Origin of the sequence: Pseudomonas azerbaijanorientalis (assembly GCF_019139795.1) — a bacterium.
Taxonomy (GTDB): Bacteria; Pseudomonadota; Gammaproteobacteria; order Pseudomonadales; family Pseudomonadaceae; genus Aquipseudomonas; species Aquipseudomonas laurylsulfatiphila.
On the sequence record NZ_CP077078.1, the window covers coordinates 6,184,445 to 6,202,551 of the forward strand.

The window sequence follows — 18,107 nt, forward strand, 5'->3', positions numbered from 1 at the left end:
GCTATTTTTGCTCTCGTAACAATTGAGCGGCACGAACGGCAAAGTACGTCAGGATGCCATCGGCGCCTGCACGTTTGAAAGCGGTCAGCGACTCGAGGATAACCCCTTCGCTCAACCAGCCATTCTGGATCGCCGCCATGTGCATGGCGTATTCGCCGCTGACTTGATAGACAAACGTCGGCACTTTGAATTCTTCTTTGACCCGGCACAGGATGTCGAGGTACGGCATGCCTGGCTTGACCATGACCATGTCCGCGCCTTCTGACAAGTCCGCCGCGACTTCGTGCAGGGCTTCGTTGCTGTTGGCCGGGTCCATCTGATAGGAGGCCTTGTTGGCCTTGCCCAGGTTCAGCGCCGAACCGACCGCATCGCGGAACGGGCCGTAGTAGGCGCTGGCGTACTTGGCCGAGTAGGCCATGATCCGTACATTGACGTGACCGGCCACTTCAAGGGCTTCGCGAATCGCCTGGATGCGACCGTCCATCATGTCCGATGGGGCCACGACCTGAGCGCCGGCTTCGGCGTGGGACAGGGCTTGCCTGACCAGTGCGTCGACGGTGATGTCGTTCTGCACGTAGCCTTCTTCATCAAGAATGCCGTCCTGGCCGTGGGTGGTGAACGGATCCAGGGCGACGTCGGTGATCACGCCCAGCTCAGGGAATTGCGCACGCAGCGCACGGGTGGCGCGCTGGGCGATGCCCTCGGGGTTCCAGGCCTCCTCAGCATCCAGAGACTTGAGTTGCGAAGGCGTCACCGGGAACAGCGCCAGCGCCGGAATCCCCAGTTCGACCCACTTGGCCGCCTCTTCCAGCAACAGGTCGATGGTCAGGCGTTCGACGCCCGGCATCGAAGCCACCGCTTCGCGACGGTTTTCACCGTCCAGAACGAACACCGGCAGGATCAGGTCGTCGACGGTCAGGAGGTTTTCACGGACCAGTCGACGCGAGAAGTCGTCACGACGGTTGCGGCGCAGGCGGGTTGCGGGGAACAGACGGTTGGCGGGGGTAAAGCTCACGGCAGACTCCTGAGCCCGCGCAGACGGGCGAGCGTGACAGTTATAAGTGCCCATTATGACGAACGTATGACAGTTATGTGCACCCTGCGACGTGTAGCCGCATTCCATTGTCGTTGTAGGAAATGTTCACGTCGAGACACATTTGGACACTTTCCTGAATGTGTCCGAAGGGTTAGGCTGCGCGTTCATTTCGCCAGCACCCAGACAATGCTCCAACAATTTCTGCATGACTTCGGCTACTTTGCCCTTTTTCTAGGCACGTTCTTCGAAGGCGAAACCATCCTGGTACTCGCGGGCTTCCTCGCGTTCCGTGGATACATGGACATCAACCTGGTGGTGGTCGTGGCCTTCTTCGGCAGCTATGCCGGCGACCAACTGTGGTATTTCCTGGGACGCAAGCACGGTCGAAAACTGCTGGCGCGCAAGCCGCGCTGGCAGATGATGGGTGACCGGGCGCTGGAGCACATTCGCAAGCATCCGGACATCTGGGTACTGAGCTTCCGCTTCGTCTACGGTTTGCGTACGGTCATGCCGGTGGCCATCGGGCTGTCGGGCTATCCGCCGGGCCGTTACCTGCTGCTCAACGGCATTGGCGCGGCGATCTGGGCCGCAGCCCTGGCGGCGGCCGCTTACCATTTCGGCGCAGTGCTCGAAGGCATGCTCGGCAGTGTGAAGAAGTACGAACTTTGGGTGCTCGGCGCCCTGCTGGTCCTGGGCCTCGTGCTGTGGCTGCGCCGGCGCTTCAAGAATGCCCGCCTGGCCAAGCAGGTCTATGCCGACGAGCAGGCCCTGAAAGCTGCGCGGTCCAATACCGAAGGCCCTACGACGCCAACCGAGTGATGCGGTTTCTGCAACAGTAGAGGCCGATGCCGCTCAACAGGCTGTAACTGAGCAGGCCGACCCAGCCCACGGCGCTGGCCGGCCACAGCCCCACCATCGGGGCCAGCCATGCCAATGGCAGATTCGACGCCAGCCGTACCAGCTCCAGCTTCAACGCCCATGGGCGATTCTCCAGGGCCACGCCCAGCACAAACAGACCGAACGCCCCCGCCCCCCAGCCCAGCACCAGGGCGGCGACTGACAGCTTCGGTTCGAGATTCATCAAGTAGCTGCCCAGTGCGATATAGACGCAGAACTGCAACACGACGTAGAGCTGCTGACGCCCTTCCAGCGGCACCTCGAATTTGCGGAACTGGTTCAGGTCCGGCTTGTTCATCGGGTATCTGGCCGCCACGTCCGCCGGGCGCCAGCCCGTGCGCATGAACCAGATCCGCAGCTTGTCCCAGGTGCTTTCGGCACGCCGCGCATCGGCCCACAACTGCGCGTAGAACTGCACGTTCGCCCACACGGGATTCCAGCTCGCCAGCGGCGTGGTCACGCCGAAGATCACCGGCTCATTATCGTCTTCTTCCTGGAACGAGCCGAACAGACGGTCCCAAACAATGAACACGCCGCCGTAGTTGCGATCCATGTACAGAGCGTTCTGTGCATGGTGAGCCCGATGATTGGACGGCGTGACAAAAAACCATTCGAACCAGCCAAGCTTAGGAATGTGCCGCGTATGCACCCAGAACTGATACAGCAGGTTCAGCGCCGCGACACTGACGAACACCAGCAGCGGCACACCAAACACCGCCATCGGCAGATAGAAGATCCAGCCCAGGAGGAATCCGGTACTGGTCTGGCGCAACGCCGTGGACAGGTTGTAATCCTCGCTCTGGTGATGCACCGAATGCGCGGCCCAGAGAATGTTGCGCTCGTGGCCCAGGCGATGCAGCCAGTAGTAGCAGAAATCGTAGAAGACGAAGGCAAACACCCAGGTCCAGGCGCTGTCGGCCGACAACTCGAACAACGCCAGATGCTTGAAGGCGAACGCGTAGGTCACCAGCCCAATGCCTTTGGTCAGCAGTCCCGTGGTGGTCGACAGCACGCCGGTGCTGATGCTGTTGATCGCGTCAGCCAGCCGATAGTTGCTCACCCCGCGCCGACGGTCGGCCAGCAGCTCAAGGGCGATCAGCACAAAGAAGAACGGCACCGCGTACAGAATGAAGTCCATGACGCGCCCTGATCGGAATCCTGAAGACAAATGCTATGTGTAACTGCGAATTAACCCTATGGCAACGAGTGACAAATTAGTGGACATTTAACGCCATGAATCTGGAGAAAAGCCCATGAGCAAAAAAGTTGCAGTGATCCTTTCCGGTTGTGGCGTGTACGACGGCGCCGAGCTCCACGAGAGCGTCATCACCCTGTTGCGCCTGGATCAACGCGGGGCGCAGGTGCAGTGCTTCGCACCGAACATCGCGCAGTTGCATGTAATCAATCACCTGACCGGCGAAGAAATGCCCGAATCGCGCAACGTTTTGGTCGAGTCGGCGCGAATTGCCCGGGGCAACATCCAGGACATCCGTGACGCGAACGTCGATGACTTCGACGCGTTGATCGTGCCCGGCGGCTTCGGCTCAGCCAAGAACCTGTCCAACTTCGCCATCGAAGGCGCCGGCTGCAGCGTTCAACCGGATGTCCTGGCCCTGACCGAGGCCTTTGCCGAGGCCGGCAAGCCGGTGGGGTTGATGTGCATTTCCCCTGCCCTGGCGGCCAAGATCTACGGTCCCGGCGTCACCTGCACCATTGGCAATGACACCGACACCGCTGCCGCGATGAACAAGATGGGCGCGACCCATACCGATTGCGCGGTCAGTGACATCGTCGAAGACAAGGCACGCAAACTGGTGAGCACCCCGGCCTACATGCTGGCGCAATCGATCAGTGAAGTGGCGTCGGGGATCAACAAGCTGGTAGACCGGGTACTGGAACTGACCCACGAAAACGACGCCTGACACCCTTCAAAAATGTGGGAGCGAGCTTGCTCGCGATGGGGACAACACATTCAACTTTGATGTTGTCTGTAATTCCGCTATCGCGAGCAAGCTCGCTCCCACAGGGTTCGCCGCAGGTCTTAAGAATTGCGGGCCAGCCGGGTGAGGATCCGGTCCAGCGCATTGGCAAACGCCTGTTTCTCACGCTCGCCAAACGGTGCTGGCCCACCCCCCATCTGCCCCTGTTCGCGCAAATCGGTGAACAGATTGCGCACCGCCAGCCGCTCCCCCATGTTCTGCGCGTCAAATTCCTTGCCCCGCGGGTCGAGCGCTGCCACGCCCTTCTTCACCAGACGATCGGCCAGCGGCACATCGCTACAGATCACCAGTTCACCAGGCACCGCGTGCTCCACCAGGTAATCGTCCGCCGCATCCGGGCCGCTCGGCACCACGATCAGCTTGACCAGCGCCAGCCCCGGCTTGGTCTGCGGCTGCCCGGCCACCAGCACCACTTCGAACTGGCGCTTGAGGGCGAACTTCACCACCAGATCCTTGGCCGCCCGTGGACAGGCATCGGCATCGATCCATACACGCATTGGTTTTTCCTCTGTTGAAAAGCATCACGGGCAGGCCAAGCGCCACTAAACCTGTGGGAGCGTGGCTTGCCCGCGAAAGTGAGCGAAGCGAATGCCGTTTAAGAAACCTGCACCCGCTGCCTCTCAACCATCCGACTACGCCCATACAACACGACAATCGCAATGATCGCCACCGCCTGAGCACTCAGCGAGTAGGCATCGGCATGGATCCCCAGCCAGTCAAAGTCAAAGAACGGCACCGGCCGCGTGCCGAAAATCCCGGCTTCCTGCAGCGCTTTCACACCATGCCCGGCAAACACCACCGACAAGGCGCACAGCAGACTCGCGTTGATGCTGAAGAACAGCGCCAGCGGCAACTTCGCCGATCCGCGCAAAATCACCCAGGCCAGGCCGACCAGCAACACCACCGCCGTGGCCCCACCGGCCAACACGGCGTTGTGCCCTGCGGGACCTGCCTGCAGCCACAGGGTTTCGTAGAACAGAATCACTTCGAACAGTTCGCGATACACCGAGAAAAACGCCAGGGTCGCAAAGCCGAAACGCCCACCGCCACCCACCAGGCTGGTCTTGATGTAATCCTGCCAGGCCGCCGCGTGACGACGGTCATGCATCCACACACCCAGCCACAGCACCATGACACTGGCAAACAACGCCGTCGCGCCTTCCAGCAACTCGCGCTGCGAACCGCTGACATCAATCACATAGGCTGCCAGCGCCCAGGTGCCCAACCCGGCCAGAAACGCCAGCCCCCAACCGACGTTGACGCTGCGCACCGCCGCCTGTTGGCCCGTGTTTCGCAGGAAGGCAAGGATCGCGGCCAGCACCAGGATCGCCTCCAGACCTTCGCGCAGCAGAATCAGCAAGCCGGAAATGTAACTCAGCGACCAGCTCAAACCGTCGCTACCCAGCAAGTCGGCCGAGGCCTTCAACTTGTCCTTGGCCGCGTCCAGGCGCTGCTCGACCTCGCTCACCGACAAGCCGTCCTGCAACGACTGACGGTAGGCCATCAGGGATTTTTCCGTGTCTTTACGCACGTTGGCGTCAATGTTATCCAGCGAGCTCTCGACCAGCTCGAAGCCTTCCAGATACGCGGCTACCGATAAGTCATAAGCCTGATCATGCTCGCCGGCACGATACGCCGCGATGCTCTTGTCCAGGGTGGCCGCCGTGTAGTCAAGCAGTTGTGCCGGGCCACGCTTGACCTGGGGCGGTTGCGCCCGCTGGGCACGGAACGTCGCGGCGGCTTGCGGGCCTTCGACAGCCTGTACTTCGGCCGGAGTCTGACGGGCCAGGTCGGCAATGTTGTAGGTTTTGTCAGCACTGGCCGTCGCCGGGGTGCTGCTGAAGCTGGCGATATAGGTGGCCAGATCCCAACGCTGACGATCATCCAGCTGGTCGGCGAAGGCCGGCATGTCAGTGCCTTCAATGCCTTGACCGAGGGTGCTGTAGATCGCGTAGAGACTCAGGCGGTCCAGCCGTGAAGCATCACGCAGATCGGTCGGCGCTGGCGTCATGCCGACACCCGCCGGGCCGTCGCCGGCCCCTGTATCGCCATGGCAGACCGAACAATGCTGAGCGTACAGCGGTGCGCCACGCACCGGGTCCGGCGTAATGACCGGGGCCTGGCTGACTTCATAGGCCACGGCCAGCTTCGCACCCAGTTGCCGGGCCTGGCGCGCAACTTCGGCACCGTCCTGATGGGTGCCGATGGAATTTCCCAGCGCGGCCAGGCTTTGCTCCAGCGCGGCTTTTTCCGGCTTGGCCGGCATGGCTGCAATCAGACTTCCCAGGGTCCTGACCGACTCTTGCTGCGCGCGAAATCCGGACGAGTCCGTGATGCCGCCCGCCTGCACCGTATCCGGGTAATCCGCGCCGATGTAATCAAGCAAGTGCAGCGCTTGCGGTGCACCTTCGGCGGGTGCGGCCAGCAACTGAAAGCTGCACGCCGCCAACAGCGGCAACACCAGCCAGGCCAGGAAACGGGAGGGGGCAATCATGAATGAATCTCAATTGGAAATACGAAGTTACATATTGTTAACGCCTGACGGGTTTCGCTCAAGCTTTGTTGATACTTCTTCGTAATTGCATCGGTTTCGGGAACGGCTCCCCAAATGAAAAAGGCGACCATCAGGGTCGCCTTTTTTGTCAGTCGCCGTTCTACACGGCGGCTCTGCGCAACGTCGCCATAAACGCCGCCGCCCCGATGAACAGCCCGGCAAAGGTCCGGTTCATGCGTTTTTGCTGTTTCGGTGTGCGTAACAGACGCAGCACCTTGGACGCCAGACCGGTGTAGCCGGCCATGACGATCAGGTCGACGCAGACCATGGTCACGCCGATCACCAGATACTGAATCAGCAGCGGAGCATGGGGATCGATGAACTGCGGCAGCACCGCCAGCATGAACACCAGCGCCTTGGGGTTACTGATGTTCACCAGAAAACCACGGAACACCAGAGCCATCGGCTTGCCGATCTGGCGCATTGAGGCGTCATCGCTCATATCGCTGGGCAGCGCGCGCCATTGCTTGATCGCGAGGTAAACCAGATACGCCACGCCAAACCATTTGATGGCGTAGAAGGCCGTGGCCGACGCGGTGAGAATGGCACCGACACCGGCACCGACGATGGCGATCTGCAAAGCCAGGCCCAGTTGCAGGCCCAAGGCGTTCCAATAGCCGCGCCAGAAGCCGTATTGCAGGCCGCTGGACATCGACGCAATGGCGCCGGCACCGGGGGACAGGCTGATCACCCAGCAGGCGGCAAAAAACGCCAGCCATGTTTGAAGCTCCATTGCACACCTCGACTCAGACTCGTGACAGATGTCTAAGCTAATGCGGCTTTGATTGGATGACTACCGATTTTTTGTAGGACATGGGACGGCCGACCAGCGCTCAGTGCTTGAGGGCCCCTTCGCGAGCAAGCCCGCTCCCACATCAGACCGATGTCGCTAATAAGAACGCGATCACCTGTGGGAGCGGGCTTGCTCGCGAAAGCGGTGTATCAGGCAGCAGAAGGTTTACTTTTCAAACCCGCTGGAAGGAAACACATCCGTCCCGCGCCAGCGCCGCACCGAACGCTGGAAGAACAAACTGTTGGGCACCTGCACCATGGCGCTGCCAGTGCCAAGTTCTTCGGCCTCGAGCAACGTGGTGTAAAGAAGATTGATCGCCACCACCCGGCCTTTGACGCCGGGCTTGTCGGTGGTGTCCACCAACTCGACCACGTCACCTATGCGGAACGGGCCGACGGTAAAGATAAGGATCGCGCACAACAGGTTCGAGAGCACGCTCCACATGGCAAAAAACGCCACCGCCGCGACCGCGACGAAACCGGACAACGCGGTCCAGAGCACCGTGGCCGATACACCGAGTCGTTCCAGCACGAAAATCAGCGCACTGCCCATGATCAGCCAGCGCAAGCCGCCCCGCAGCGGCATGATCAGTTGCGGCGGAAACGGGTAACGCTCACCGAGACGGGTCAGGCCTTTGGCGACGAAGCGCTGGGTGAAGTAGCCGGCGATCAGGATCAGCAGGATTTGCACGCCAAGCCAGATCGGCTCGACCCACACCGCCGGCAACGGCAGTTTGAAGGCGTCCATCAGGACAGCGCCTCCAGCTCCGCCTGCATGCTTTCCAGCAACTCCAGGGCCTCCATCCACGCCTCTTCCAGCTCCGCTTCACGCACTTTCAGCCTGGCCTGCTCGGCCAGCAGATCGCGCAATTCGTTCTTGCGCGCCGGCTCGTAAATGTCGCTGTCGCCGAGGCTGGTATCGACCTTCGCCAGTTTTTCGTGGAGCTCGCCCAGTTCGGCTTCAAGCTTGTCAGCCTCACGCTTGTGTGGGGCCAGTTGCTGACGCAACGCCGCTGCGGCCTGACGCTGGGCTTTTTTGTCGGTCTTGTCCGGATTGACCGGGGTGCTGCTGACCGGGGCATTGCGCTGGCGATACTCCACCAGCCAGCGGGTGTAGTCCTCCAGGTCACCGTCGAACTCCTCGACCTTGCCGTCCGCCACCAGATAGAAATTGTCGGTGGTGCTTTTGAGCAGATGACGATCGTGAGAGACCACCAGTACCGCACCACTGAACTCCTGCAGGGCCATGGTCAGCGCCAGGCGCATTTCCAGGTCCAGGTGGTTGGTCGGTTCGTCGAGCAGCAACAGGTTCGGCCGGTCCCAGGCAATCAACGCCAGGGCCAGGCGCGCCTTTTCACCACCGGAAAAATTCAGCACCGGCTCGTCGATCCGCGCGCCACGGAAGTCGAAACCGCCGAGGAAGTCGCGCAGAGTCTGTTCGCGCTCGGTCGGTGCCAGGCGCTGCAAGTGCAGCAACGGGCTGGCCTTGGAATCCAGAGAGTCGAGCTGATGCTGGGCGAAGTAACCGACCACGGTGTTCTCGCCACGGGTCAGGCGACCGGCCAATGGCGAGAGCTCACCGGCAAGGTTCTTGATCAGGGTCGATTTACCGGCACCGTTAGGGCCGAGCAGACCGATTCGCGCACCCGGGGTCAGTTGCAGCTTGACCTTCTCCAGCACGGCTTTGTCACCGTAACCCAGGCGGGCATCGGACAGGTCGATCAGCGGGCTGGAAATCTTCTGCGATTCGCGGAAGACGAAGTCGAACGGCGAATCGACGTGGGCAGCAGTCAGCTCTTCCATCCGCTCCAGGGCCTTGATCCGGCTCTGAGCCTGACGGGCCTTGGTGGCCTGGGCCTTGAAGCGGGCGATGTAGCTTTCCATATGCGCACGTTGCGCCTGCTGCTTCTCGTAGGCTTGCTGTTGCTGGGCCAGGCGTTCGGCACGGGCGCGCTCGAAGGCGCTGTAGCCACCGCGGTACAGGGTGATCTTGCGCTGATCGACGTGGGCCACGTGGTCAACCACGGCATCGAGGAAGTCCCGATCGTGGGAGATCAGCATCAGGGTGCCCGGATAGCTCTTGAGCCACTCCTCAAGCCAGATGATGGCGTCGAGGTCCAGGTGGTTGGTCGGTTCGTCGAGCAGCAGCAGGTCCGATGGGCACATCAAGGCCTGCGCCAGGTTCAGACGCATCCGCCAGCCACCGGAGAAATCCCCGACCTGGCGATCCATCTGCTCGTTGGTGAACCCAAGACCGGCCAGCAACTTGCGCGCCCGGGCGTCAGCGGTGTAACCGTCGGCGCTGTCGAGTTCCGAATGCAGGCGGGCCTGTGCGGCACCGTCATGGGCCGCTTCGGCTGCCGCCAGGTCGTGTTGCACCTGGCGCAGGCGCAGGTCGCCATCGAGCACGTAGTCAACCGCCAGGCGTTCGAGGGTGTCGACCTCCTGGCGCATGTGGGCGATACGCCAGTCGGCCGGCAGGAAGCAATCACCCGAGTCCGGGTGCAGCTCGCCCCGAAGCAAGGCGAACAGGCTCGATTTGCCGGCGCCATTGGCACCGATGAGGCCGGCTTTCTGGCCGGCGTGCAGGGTCAGCTCGGCGTCTTCTAGCAGACGTTGCGGGCCACGCTGTAAAGTCAGGTTCTGAAGTCGAATCATAATGGCGGCGGAGTCTACCAGCTTCGCTCGCAACTGGCGCGAGTAGCACTATGTCCTCTGACCTGTGGAGCTTTTCCCTGACCACTTACGCCCGCCCCGGTGTTGAGCAGGCATGCCTGCAATTGCAATCGGCGGGGGTCAATGTGTGTCTGCTGCTGTGTGGTGCGTGGCTGGGACAACGAGGCGTGGCTTTCGATGAGCAGCGCTTGCAGCAGCTGCGCGGTGTGGCCACCTCGTGGGACATCGATGTCGTTCGGCCGTTGCGCATCTTGCGCACACAGTGGAAAGCCGCGGCTACGGAAGACGCCGACTTGCATACCTTGCGTGAACAAGTGAAGGCACTCGAACTGGAAGCCGAACGGCATCTGTTATTGCGGCTGGAGAGAGCGGCGCAGAGTTGGCCGCAAAATGCCGAGACCGATCTGGCGGCCTGGCTGGAAGGTGCGGCGGCCGAGGCCGCCCACCTGCACCGCGACGCGCTGCATCAGCTGCGCGTCGCGGTAACCGGCACTTAGGAAGCGCTGGTTGGGGTGGATGCTGCGATCGATGCGGCGGCCGGCGTTGGCGCTGGCGTGGCTGTCGAGGTGGCTGCAGCTAAAGCAGACGTTGCTGCCGGAGCCGGGTTGGCTGGCTTGGCAACTGGCGCGGTGGCTGGCTTGGCAGCAACCGGCTTCTTCACTGCAGGTTTGGCTGCGGGTTTTGCAGCAGGCTTTGCAGCAGCCGGCTTGGCGGCGGCTGGCTTGGCGGCAACGACTGGTTTCGCTGCAGCTGGTTTTGCGGCTGGTTTAGCAGCAGGTTTGGCAGCCGCTTTTGCAGCAGGTTTTGCCGCTGGCTTGGCTGCTGGTTTAGCGGCCGGTTTTGCAGCGACAGGTTTTGCAGCCGGCTTGGCAGCAGGTTTCGCAGCAGCGGTGCGGGCAGCTGGTTTAGCAGCCGGTTTTGCCGCTGGTTTTGCAGCAGCGGTTTTTGCAGCAGCAGCAGGACGTGCAGCGGCAGGTTTGGCAGCCGTGGTTTTAGCAGCCGGTTTTGCGGCGCTGGCAGCGGCCGGTTTTCTCGCTGCAGGTTTTGCCGCTGGTTTTGCAGCAGCGGTTTTAGCTACCGGTTTGGCAGCTGCCGGTTTTGCAGCAGCAGGCTTGGCCGGTGCTTTTGCAGCCGCCGGTTTGGCAGCGGCTTTCTTCGCAGGTGCCGCAGCAGGCTTGGCCGCACGCAATGACAACACCTTGCCGACAGCCTCTTGTACACGACCGACGCCCTGGGCCAGTTTCAGGCTTTCCTGGGCATCGCGCTTGAGTTGCAGAATGTAGCCGCGGGTTTCCGATTGACGATCCTTGAGGGCATCGAGCAGCGCCTCAAGATCGGTTACTGCGCCCTTGGCCTTGGCTTGCGCCTTGGCTTTTCCGGCCGCCGCAGCGTCCTGCAATTTGGTGCGGGACTTGTGCAGTTTTTCTTGCGCTTTTCCGCGCTGCTTTTCCAGTTTGGCGAGCAGTTTTTCAGCATCAGCCAAGGCTTCGGAACAAGCGGTTTCCAGATGCTCGAGCAGGCTGCCCGAGAGTTGTTGGAGCAGGTGCAATGGAGTGCTTACTGGCTTCTTGGTGGCCGACATGGTTTACCTCCTGGCTGAAGTGAGTGCGGCTCATACTAGACCTCTGTAGCAACCGCCGCTAGGGCATGTTGACACTATCGAAAGCGTTGCGTTGCAAAGGACTGAAAAACTTCTGCGTCGGCGTGAAAGCAGTTCACCGTTGCGCGCATTCTCACTGGCATAATCGCCCGCAATTCAGGTCGGAGAGTGCCCATGTCGCGCCACCTTTTTTTATCGCTGTGCGTGTTTTTTTCGGTCGCCCAGGCCGCCGAAAAAACACAGGAAAATGAAGCCCACGATCTCGCCTATAGCCTGGGTGCAAGCCTTGGCGAACGCTTGCGCCAGGAGGCTCCCGATCTGCAACTCCAGGCACTGGTCGATGGATTGCAACAAGCCTATCAGGGCAAGCCGCTGGCGCTGAAAGACGAGCAGATCCAGCAGATACTGACCGAGCATGAAGCGCGGATTGCCATGCAGTCAGCCGAGCCGCAAAGCGAATTGGCACAGGAAAAGGAACAGCGTTTTCTCGTCGCCGAGAAAGCCAGGCCCGGCGTGCGCGAACTGGCTGACGGCGTGCTGCTGACCGAGTTGACGCCGGGCGCAGGCGCCAAGGCAGGACCCAACGGCAAGGTGCAGGTGCTGTACATCGGTCGCTTGCCCGACGGTACGGTGTTCGATCAGAACAGTCAGCCTCAATGGTTCGGTCTCGACAGCGTGATCGCCGGATGGCGCAGCGCCTTGCAAAACATGCCGGTCGGGGCGAAATGGCGACTGGTGATTCCATCGGCCCAGGCCTATGGCGCCGAGGGTGCCGGTGACGTGATCGCACCGTTCACACCGCTGGTGTTTGAAGTCGAATTGCGCGGTGCCACCGGCTGACCACACAAACGAAAAACGGCGTGCCTTGGCACGCCGTTTCGAGATCTTGCAGAAAGCGCTTCAGGCCTGAACCGAATCGGCTTCCTTGTGGGCTGTGTGCAACACTTCGATCAGGCAGTCTTCCAGCTCGAAGCGTTCATGCAGCAGGCCACCCAGTTCCTTGAATTTCTCGGCGACGCATTTGCCTTCATCGCACAGGTCATTGAACGCGAGCAGCTTCTCGGTGATGACGTCGATGCGCGGATAGATCGTCTCGGCGAGCTCCAGGCCACGCGTGTCGTTGAAGGCCTTGGCCTCCCCCGTCAGCTGCTCGTAGATCTCGAAGTGCCCGGCCGATACATAATCGACCAGCACGCCGCAGAACTCCTGCAAAGGCTTGCGGTTCTCACCCAACGCCTCAGGCTTTGCGCCAAGAGCGTCATAGGCCCCGATCAGTTCGTGTCGTTCCTGCAACCAGCGATCGATCAGCAGGTGCACTCCACCCCAGCGTTCCTGAGCATTCTGACAACTTTCGAGCATGGTGATCTCTCTTCCCTTGTGGGTCAGCTGCTCTATGCCCGCACGCCTCTTGTAACATCGGTGGGCGGTCAGGCAGAGCGTCATCGAGCAACATAATTCCAATGACACGTGCGGGCCAGATTATGCCCGCACGACACTGGCTTCAAGGTACGCAGGCGATAAAGTTCATACAAGTGTTTAATCGCCGGCAAAGGCCCGGTGCGACGACTCGTCGCTGAGTGGTCGCTGATAGCTGATCCAGACCTGTCGCAACGACTGGTAAACAGCCAGAATCATCATCGCGACGAAGAACAGCAGACTCCACTCCGTGAGACTCAGGTCAAACAGCGTCCATGAAATTTCCACACAATCGACAGCGCCCTTGAACACTTGCTGCAGGACGGAGAGCAGCGCAGAACCGGCGAACAGATCCGCCAGATGGGTCGAGCACACCGCTGCCTGTTCCATCGGAAGGCTTTGCAGCAAAACCTGTCGCCACGCCGTGACAGTGCCGGCCAGGCTGAAACCAAGACAGAGCAGCCAATACAGAACGGTTCCGATGCGACCTGGACCATGGACCGAAGCCATCAGGCAGACACCGGTCAGGAGCACCAGACAAAACCGCTGCACCAGACACAAGCCGCAAGGCCGCAGGCCGACCGCATACTCCAGGTAGTAGGAAACGCCCAACGCCAGGGCACCCGCAATGAAAGCCATGAAAAACAAGGAGCGTGAGCAGGCCAAAGACATGGCTTATCCGTAAAAGTAGTGACAGGCCGTTACGGTAGAGGAAAGCGCGGCGGCCTTTCAAGGCAGGCGCCCACGGAGACTTCAGCAGAAGTGTAGGGAAATCCCGACGCAGACGAGAGGATAAAAAGTAGTCCTCTGTAGGACTTTGCCTGCGACGAGAATGGGTAACCGAGTTTCAGCGAATCATCTCACTGCGACGAGGACGATTGCTTCCTCGCCACAGTTCATCACACAGACGCCGGAGCCTGGCGCCAGCGAATGGGTCAAGCGCGCACTGGCACTGGCAGAGGGGCAGCGAGCAAGCGTTCATCCAGCAATCCCAGGCCTTCTTGAAACAGCTGGTTGCTGCGTTCGGTATCGCCCATTTGCGCCAGCAGCCGCGCCAGCTCCGCACAGGCTTCCGGATTGCGCTGTACACGCAGGCTGCTTTCCAGATAGTCCCGGGCCTTGCCCCACAAACTGTTTTGCAGGCACAGACGGCCCAGTGTCAGCAGCAGGCCCGGATCGGCCGGATGGTCCTTGAGCCAGCCTTCAGCGGCCTGCAACTGGCGGGCCGGATCATTGCCGCGCACCAGCCCGTAGAGACGAGCCAGATGACGATCGTAGCTGCGCTTGAGCGCGGTGCGCAGGACCTCCTCGGCTTCGACCTGAGCCCCCAATTGCCGCAGTTGCTCGGCATAGGCGAGCACCAGTTGCGGCTCCTGGCGTTGCGCCGAGGTCAGTTGCTGCCAGGCACGTTCGAGCGCTTGCTTGCCCACCGCTCCGTCTTCCTCCCGTTGCGCCGCCAGAGACAGGTTCGCCCCCCAGGCCCGACGCTCCAGCTCGGTAAGTTCGGCCGCCGGCAGAACTTTGTCCTTGCGCAGCTCCGGCAGCAGGCGAATGACTGACGACCAGTCACCACGCTGCTGAAGCAGGCGCTGCAACTGACGCAGGGTCTGTGCATTATGAGGATGGCGCTCGCGCATGGCTTGCAGGGTGGCAAGGGCGCCGTCGGTATCACCGCGGTCGGTCTGCAACTGGGCGTGGTTCAAGGCGATCGCCAACTCGGCCTGAGGCTGACGCTCCAGGGCGCGCTCCAGCAAGTTGTCGCTTTCTTCGTAATTGCCTTGTTCGTTTGCGGCGCGGGCTGCACCGAGGTAGTAAAGCAACGGCTGGCGCTCGGCCTCGGCAGCCCGATGCAAGTGTCGTTGCGCGCTGGCCCAGCGCCCCTCGGCCAGGTCCAGTTGACCGTGCTCGATCGCCACCTGCACCCGACGGCTGCGATTACGCCGGGACCACGGGTTGACCACCCCGCTGGAAGCCATCACCAGTTCGACCAGCGCCTTGATACCCCAGATCAGCAGCCACAGCACAGCCACCAGCGCCAAAGTAGCCCACAGGCTCGACTCGTAACGGAAGGTCTTGTAGGCAATCAGCACGTAACCGGAATGTTCGGCAATCGCCAGCCCCAGCGCAGCGGCAGCAGCAATCACGAGGAACGCGATCACATAGAGGCGCTTCATGGCGTGGCCTCCGGCGCGGTGTTCGCAGCAGGCCTGGCCATTGGCTTGACCGAATCTTCGGCGTTGACGTTGCGCCGCTCCAGGTATCCCTGCACCGCGCTCAGGGTGCCGGTCATGTCCGGGGTGACTACGGTGACAGGTTGTCTGCTCAGCTCGGCTACCTGCTCAAGCATGACTTTGCTTTGCGAGTTGTCCGGGTTGAAGTTGCCCTTGAGTATGTCCCGCGCTTCGTCCAGCACTTGAGAGTACACCGCAGCCTGGCCATTGAGTGCCGCCCACTGTGCCTGCTCCAGCGCCAGGCTCAGGGCCAGGCGCACCTGAATCAGGCTCTGGCCGGCCAGCAATGGGCGAACGTTTGTATCGGCATTGAAATCGATACGGATGTAACGCGAAATCTGATCCCACCATTGCGCCCAGCGACTGGCACCATCGCCATCGGCAGTCAGGCCCAGCAGCGAATCGCCACGGTCCTTGTACTCCGGTGCCAGCTCGGTGAGGCTGGCCACTTGATCACGAAGTGCGCCCAGCCGCAGAAACAGCCCGGTGCGGTCCGGTTGCTCGGTACTGCGCAGGGCTATCAGGGTCTTGGCCACCTGCTCGCGCGCGGCAAAGGCGCCCGGATCGTTCTGCTCACGCAGTATCTCGTCGGCACCCTGGACCAGCGCCTGGGCGCTGCTGATGTCCTGCAAGGCAGACAGTCGCAGACTGGCCAGACGCAGCAAGTGCTCGGCCTCGGCCAGGCGCCAGTCCTTGCGACTGGCGCCAAGTACGGTTTCCAGACGCTGGTTCAAACGCTGCTGATCACCTTGCAGCTGGATCACTAGGCGACTGCGTGCTTCCAGCTCATCGGCGGGGGGCAATTGCGCCAGGCGTGCACTCAGGCGCTCCTCATTGAGCTTGAGGTTTTGCGCCTGGTCATTCAACGCCTGTACCTGGCTCAGTTGCTGCTGACTATTGGCTTGCAGGTGACGCACCTGCCAGACACCCCAACCGCCCACCGCTACACCGGCCGCACCCAACATCAGCGCGAGGATTGCCAGACCATTGCCTCGACGCTGCTCGGCAGCTGGTGGTGGTGGTGGCATTTCATCTACAGGAGCATCAACAGGTGCATCAAGCACCGGTCGCGAGTCATCTTTAGGCAAGGCTGTTTCGCTCACGTATCCATCCTTTGCATCAGAAAACGGGTACGGGTTGCTCCCGTAACGCCGTCAGCAAGGCCGCGGCACTCGCGCCGCGACAATCCACAACTGTTTTGGCCCCGGCGACACGCGCCAGCTCGGCAACCCTGGGGCTTGGTACAAACAACGGCAACCGCGCCAATTGCGGCCAGGCATCGCCGGCCAATTGATGCAGGTGCTCAAAACCTTGTCCACTGCTGACCACCAGCCCGTTCAGGCGTTCCGCCTGGATCCGTTGCGGTAGCACTTGCGGCGGGTAAATCGGCATTGCCCGGCGGTACAGCTCCAGATACTCGACACTAGCACCAAGCTCACGCAAACGCTCAGCCAGCAATTCGCGCCCACCCTCCCCGCGCAGGATCAGTACTCGCCCATCGGGTTGTGCGATAGCCTCGCGCAGGCGGGAAAGTTCGAGCAAGGCCTCACTGTCATCGCCTTCTGCCGGGAAGCTCACATCCAATCCGTGAGACTGGAGGATCTGCGCTGTCGCCGCGCCGACGCTGAACCACTTCACAGCGGGCGGCGCGGGCCGAAACCGCTCGAGCAGTTCGACGCCGATCCGGGCGGCCGGCTTGCTGACCACGATGATTGCGCAGAACTTTTCCAGCGTCTGAATCACCTGGCGCATTGTGTCAGTCGCCGCAATCGGCACTATGTCCAAAAGCGGCAGACTGCTGCTGAAAATCCCCTGTCCGGCCAAAAAGCTGCCCAGCGCCGCCGCCTCATCGGCGGGACGCGTCAGCAGCAAGCGCCAGCCGATCACTCGTGACCTGCCTCGCCATAGACCGCTTTGAGAATGGCGTCGGCGCCCTGGCTCAGAAGGTCTTCAGCGACACTCACACCCAGTGCCTCGGCATCGCCGCGAGGGGCACGGGCTTGTGCGCTGAGCAGCAGGCCACCGGCAGGATCGCCCACCAGTCCGCGCAACCAGAGCTGTTCACCCTCCAGCACGGCGTAGCAGGCAATCGGTACCTGGCAACCGCCATTGAGGTGTTTGTTGAGGGCGCGTTCGGCGGTCACGCGGGTGGCGGTGTCCTGGTGATGCAGGGGCGCCAGCAACGCATGGATTTCACTGTCGGCGCTGCGGCATTCGATACCCACAGCGCCCTGGCCACCGGCCGGAAGGCTGTCGTCGACACTGATGGCCGAAGTGATGCGATCTTCAAAACCCAGCCGGATCAGGCCGGCAGCGGCAAGGATGATGGCGTCGTATTCACCGGCATCGAGCTTGGCCAGGCGCGTGTTGACGTTGCCGCGCAGGAAACGGATTTCCAGATCAGGGCGACGGGTCAGCAATTGCGCCTGGCGGCGCAGGCTGGAGGTGCCGACGATGCTGCCCTGAGGCAACTCATCCAGGCTGGCGAAGGTGTTGGAAACGAAGGCGTCGCGCGGGTCTTCCCGTTCGCAAATGCAGTACAGGCCGAGACCTTCGGGGAAGTCCATCGGCACGTCCTTCATGGAGTGCACGGCGATGTCGGCTTCATTGTCCAACAGCGCAGTTTCGAGCTCCTTGACGAACAGGCCTTTGCCGCCGATTTTCGACAGCGGTGAGTCAAGCAGCTTGTCACCACGGCTGACCATGGGGACGAGAGTCACCAGCAGGCCCGGGTGAGCCGCTTCAAGGCGGGCTTTGACGTATTCGGCCTGCCACAGGGCGAGTGCGCTTTTGCGGGTGGCGATGCGGATTTGGCGAGAGGACATGGATCAATCCGTACTGAATAGATACGGCGGATAATAACAGCTCAGCCAAATCCACTTTGACTTGTATCAGATACTACCCG

At 61.5% G+C, this 18,107-nt stretch carries 18 protein-coding genes; 4 read left to right on the top strand and 14 right to left on the bottom strand.

The genetic code is table 11. The features are described from left to right. Position 1 precedes the first annotated feature (1 nt). Entirely contained in the window at positions 2-1,015 is a 1,014-nt protein-coding gene (gene hemB / locus KSS91_RS27840; protein ID WP_217836679.1) for a porphobilinogen synthase, read from the bottom strand. A gap of 207 nt (positions 1,016-1,222) precedes the next feature. Between hemB and KSS91_RS27845 the strand changes: the two genes are divergently transcribed. After that, positions 1,223-1,855, top strand: a complete 633-nt coding sequence (locus tag KSS91_RS27845; protein WP_015097318.1) for a DedA family protein — start codon at positions 1,223-1,225, stop codon at positions 1,853-1,855. On the opposite strand, the gene KSS91_RS27850 is transcribed toward KSS91_RS27845, so the two are convergent. Continuing rightward, positions 1,836-3,071, bottom strand: coding sequence for a sterol desaturase family protein (locus tag KSS91_RS27850; protein WP_217836680.1), 1,236 nt, complete (start codon positions 3,069-3,071; stop codon positions 1,836-1,838). The genes KSS91_RS27845 and KSS91_RS27850 overlap by 20 nt on opposite strands. A gap of 115 nt (positions 3,072-3,186) precedes the next feature. On the opposite strand from KSS91_RS27850, the gene elbB reads away from it, so the two are divergent. Further along, a complete protein-coding gene (gene elbB / locus KSS91_RS27855; RefSeq protein WP_217836681.1) occupies positions 3,187-3,855 on the top strand; it encodes an isoprenoid biosynthesis glyoxalase ElbB in 669 nt (222 codons plus the stop codon). Between the two features lie 119 nt (positions 3,856-3,974). Here the strand turns inward: elbB and KSS91_RS27860 are convergent, their stop codons facing one another. The 5 genes from KSS91_RS27860 to KSS91_RS27880 form a co-directional block, all read right to left on the bottom strand. Then, complete coding sequence (locus KSS91_RS27860) at positions 3,975-4,430, bottom strand: YaiI/YqxD family protein (protein WP_007978855.1); 456 nt, start codon at positions 4,428-4,430, stop codon at positions 3,975-3,977. A gap of 98 nt (positions 4,431-4,528) precedes the next feature. Next, on the bottom strand, positions 4,529-6,427 hold the full coding sequence (locus tag KSS91_RS27865) for an FTR1 family protein (RefSeq protein ID WP_217836682.1): 1,899 nt from the start codon (positions 6,425-6,427) through the stop codon (positions 4,529-4,531). A 160-nt stretch (positions 6,428-6,587) separates the two neighbouring features. Beyond that, positions 6,588-7,220, bottom strand: coding sequence for a homoserine/homoserine lactone efflux protein (rhtB, locus tag KSS91_RS27870; RefSeq protein ID WP_015097322.1), 633 nt, complete (start codon positions 7,218-7,220; stop codon positions 6,588-6,590). A gap of 225 nt (positions 7,221-7,445) precedes the next feature. Continuing rightward, positions 7,446-8,027 (bottom strand): mechanosensitive ion channel family protein, encoded by a 582-nt coding sequence (locus KSS91_RS27875; protein ID WP_015097323.1) that lies wholly within the window; start codon positions 8,025-8,027, stop codon positions 7,446-7,448. Further along, positions 8,027-9,937 carry an ATP-binding cassette domain-containing protein gene (locus KSS91_RS27880; RefSeq protein WP_217836683.1) on the bottom strand — a complete coding sequence of 637 codons (1,911 nt, stop codon included), beginning with the start codon at positions 9,935-9,937 and terminating at the stop codon, positions 8,027-8,029. Before KSS91_RS27880 ends, KSS91_RS27875 begins: the two co-directional genes overlap by 1 nt. A gap of 50 nt (positions 9,938-9,987) precedes the next feature. On the opposite strand from KSS91_RS27880, the gene KSS91_RS27885 reads away from it, so the two are divergent. Further along, the gene (locus KSS91_RS27885) at positions 9,988-10,452 is read left to right on the top strand and encodes a TIGR02444 family protein (protein ID WP_217836684.1); all 465 of its coding nucleotides are present in this window, start codon (positions 9,988-9,990) and stop codon (positions 10,450-10,452) included. Here KSS91_RS27885 and KSS91_RS27890 read toward each other — a convergent pair. Next, positions 10,449-11,537, bottom strand: a complete 1,089-nt coding sequence (locus tag KSS91_RS27890; RefSeq protein ID WP_217836685.1) for an AlgP family protein — start codon at positions 11,535-11,537, stop codon at positions 10,449-10,451. The two genes, KSS91_RS27885 and KSS91_RS27890, sit on opposite strands and share 4 nt — an antisense overlap. A gap of 192 nt (positions 11,538-11,729) precedes the next feature. Between KSS91_RS27890 and KSS91_RS27895 the strand changes: the two genes are divergently transcribed. Next, the gene (locus KSS91_RS27895; protein WP_217836686.1) at positions 11,730-12,395 is read left to right on the top strand and encodes an FKBP-type peptidyl-prolyl cis-trans isomerase; all 666 of its coding nucleotides are present in this window, start codon (positions 11,730-11,732) and stop codon (positions 12,393-12,395) included. A 60-nt stretch (positions 12,396-12,455) separates the two neighbouring features. Here KSS91_RS27895 and KSS91_RS27900 read toward each other — a convergent pair whose 3' ends face one another. The 6 genes from KSS91_RS27900 to hemC form a co-directional block, all read right to left on the bottom strand. After that, a complete protein-coding gene (locus KSS91_RS27900; protein ID WP_015097328.1) occupies positions 12,456-12,914 on the bottom strand; it encodes an Rsd/AlgQ family anti-sigma factor in 459 nt (152 codons plus the stop codon). 177 nt (positions 12,915-13,091) lie between these two features. Continuing rightward, entirely contained in the window at positions 13,092-13,643 is a 552-nt protein-coding gene (locus KSS91_RS27905; RefSeq protein ID WP_217836687.1) for a disulfide bond formation protein B, read from the bottom strand. A gap of 263 nt (positions 13,644-13,906) precedes the next feature. Beyond that, positions 13,907-15,145: a heme biosynthesis HemY N-terminal domain-containing protein gene (locus KSS91_RS27910; RefSeq protein ID WP_217836688.1), complete on the bottom strand. Its 1,239-nt coding sequence runs from the start codon at positions 15,143-15,145 to the stop codon at positions 13,907-13,909. After that, positions 15,142-16,305 carry a uroporphyrinogen-III C-methyltransferase gene (locus KSS91_RS27915; protein ID WP_217836689.1) on the bottom strand — a complete coding sequence of 388 codons (1,164 nt, stop codon included), beginning with the start codon at positions 16,303-16,305 and terminating at the stop codon, positions 15,142-15,144. The genes KSS91_RS27910 and KSS91_RS27915 overlap by 4 nt, the downstream gene beginning before the upstream one ends. 16 nt (positions 16,306-16,321) lie before the next feature. Continuing rightward, positions 16,322-17,089, bottom strand: coding sequence for a uroporphyrinogen-III synthase (locus KSS91_RS27920; protein WP_217836690.1), 768 nt, complete (start codon positions 17,087-17,089; stop codon positions 16,322-16,324). Beyond that, entirely contained in the window at positions 17,086-18,027 is a 942-nt protein-coding gene (gene hemC, locus KSS91_RS27925) for a hydroxymethylbilane synthase (protein WP_217836691.1), read from the bottom strand. Before hemC ends, KSS91_RS27920 begins: the two co-directional genes overlap by 4 nt. Positions 18,028-18,107 lie beyond the last annotated feature (80 nt).

Bases quoted from the DNA above. Each gene is read 5' to 3' on its own strand.
- KSS91_RS27900 (WP_015097328.1), bottom strand. From the start codon at position 12,914: ATGCTCGAAAGTTGTCAGAATGCTCAGGAACGCTGGGGTGGAGTGCAC.
- KSS91_RS27875 (WP_015097323.1), bottom strand. From the start codon at position 8,027: ATGGACGCCTTCAAACTGCCGTTGCCGGCGGTGTGGGTCGAGCCGATC.
- KSS91_RS27850 (WP_217836680.1), bottom strand. From the start codon at position 3,071: ATGGACTTCATTCTGTACGCGGTGCCGTTCTTCTTTGTGCTGATCGCC.
- hemC (WP_217836691.1), bottom strand. From the start codon at position 18,027: ATGTCCTCTCGCCAAATCCGCATCGCCACCCGCAAAAGCGCACTCGCC.
- KSS91_RS27845 (WP_015097318.1), top strand. From the start codon at position 1,223: ATGCTCCAACAATTTCTGCATGACTTCGGCTACTTTGCCCTTTTTCTA.
- KSS91_RS27885 (WP_217836684.1), top strand. From the start codon at position 9,988: ATGTCCTCTGACCTGTGGAGCTTTTCCCTGACCACTTACGCCCGCCCC.
- KSS91_RS27895 (WP_217836686.1), top strand. From the start codon at position 11,730: ATGTCGCGCCACCTTTTTTTATCGCTGTGCGTGTTTTTTTCGGTCGCC.
- KSS91_RS27865 (WP_217836682.1), bottom strand. From the start codon at position 6,427: ATGATTGCCCCCTCCCGTTTCCTGGCCTGGCTGGTGTTGCCGCTGTTG.
- rhtB (WP_015097322.1), bottom strand. From the start codon at position 7,220: ATGGAGCTTCAAACATGGCTGGCGTTTTTTGCCGCCTGCTGGGTGATC.
- KSS91_RS27860 (WP_007978855.1), bottom strand. From the start codon at position 4,430: ATGCGTGTATGGATCGATGCCGATGCCTGTCCACGGGCGGCCAAGGAT.
- elbB (WP_217836681.1), top strand. From the start codon at position 3,187: ATGAGCAAAAAAGTTGCAGTGATCCTTTCCGGTTGTGGCGTGTACGAC.
- KSS91_RS27880 (WP_217836683.1), bottom strand. From the start codon at position 9,937: ATGATTCGACTTCAGAACCTGACTTTACAGCGTGGCCCGCAACGTCTG.
- KSS91_RS27890 (WP_217836685.1), bottom strand. From the start codon at position 11,537: ATGTCGGCCACCAAGAAGCCAGTAAGCACTCCATTGCACCTGCTCCAA.
- KSS91_RS27905 (WP_217836687.1), bottom strand. From the start codon at position 13,643: ATGTCTTTGGCCTGCTCACGCTCCTTGTTTTTCATGGCTTTCATTGCG.
- KSS91_RS27910 (WP_217836688.1), bottom strand. From the start codon at position 15,145: ATGAAGCGCCTCTATGTGATCGCGTTCCTCGTGATTGCTGCTGCCGCT.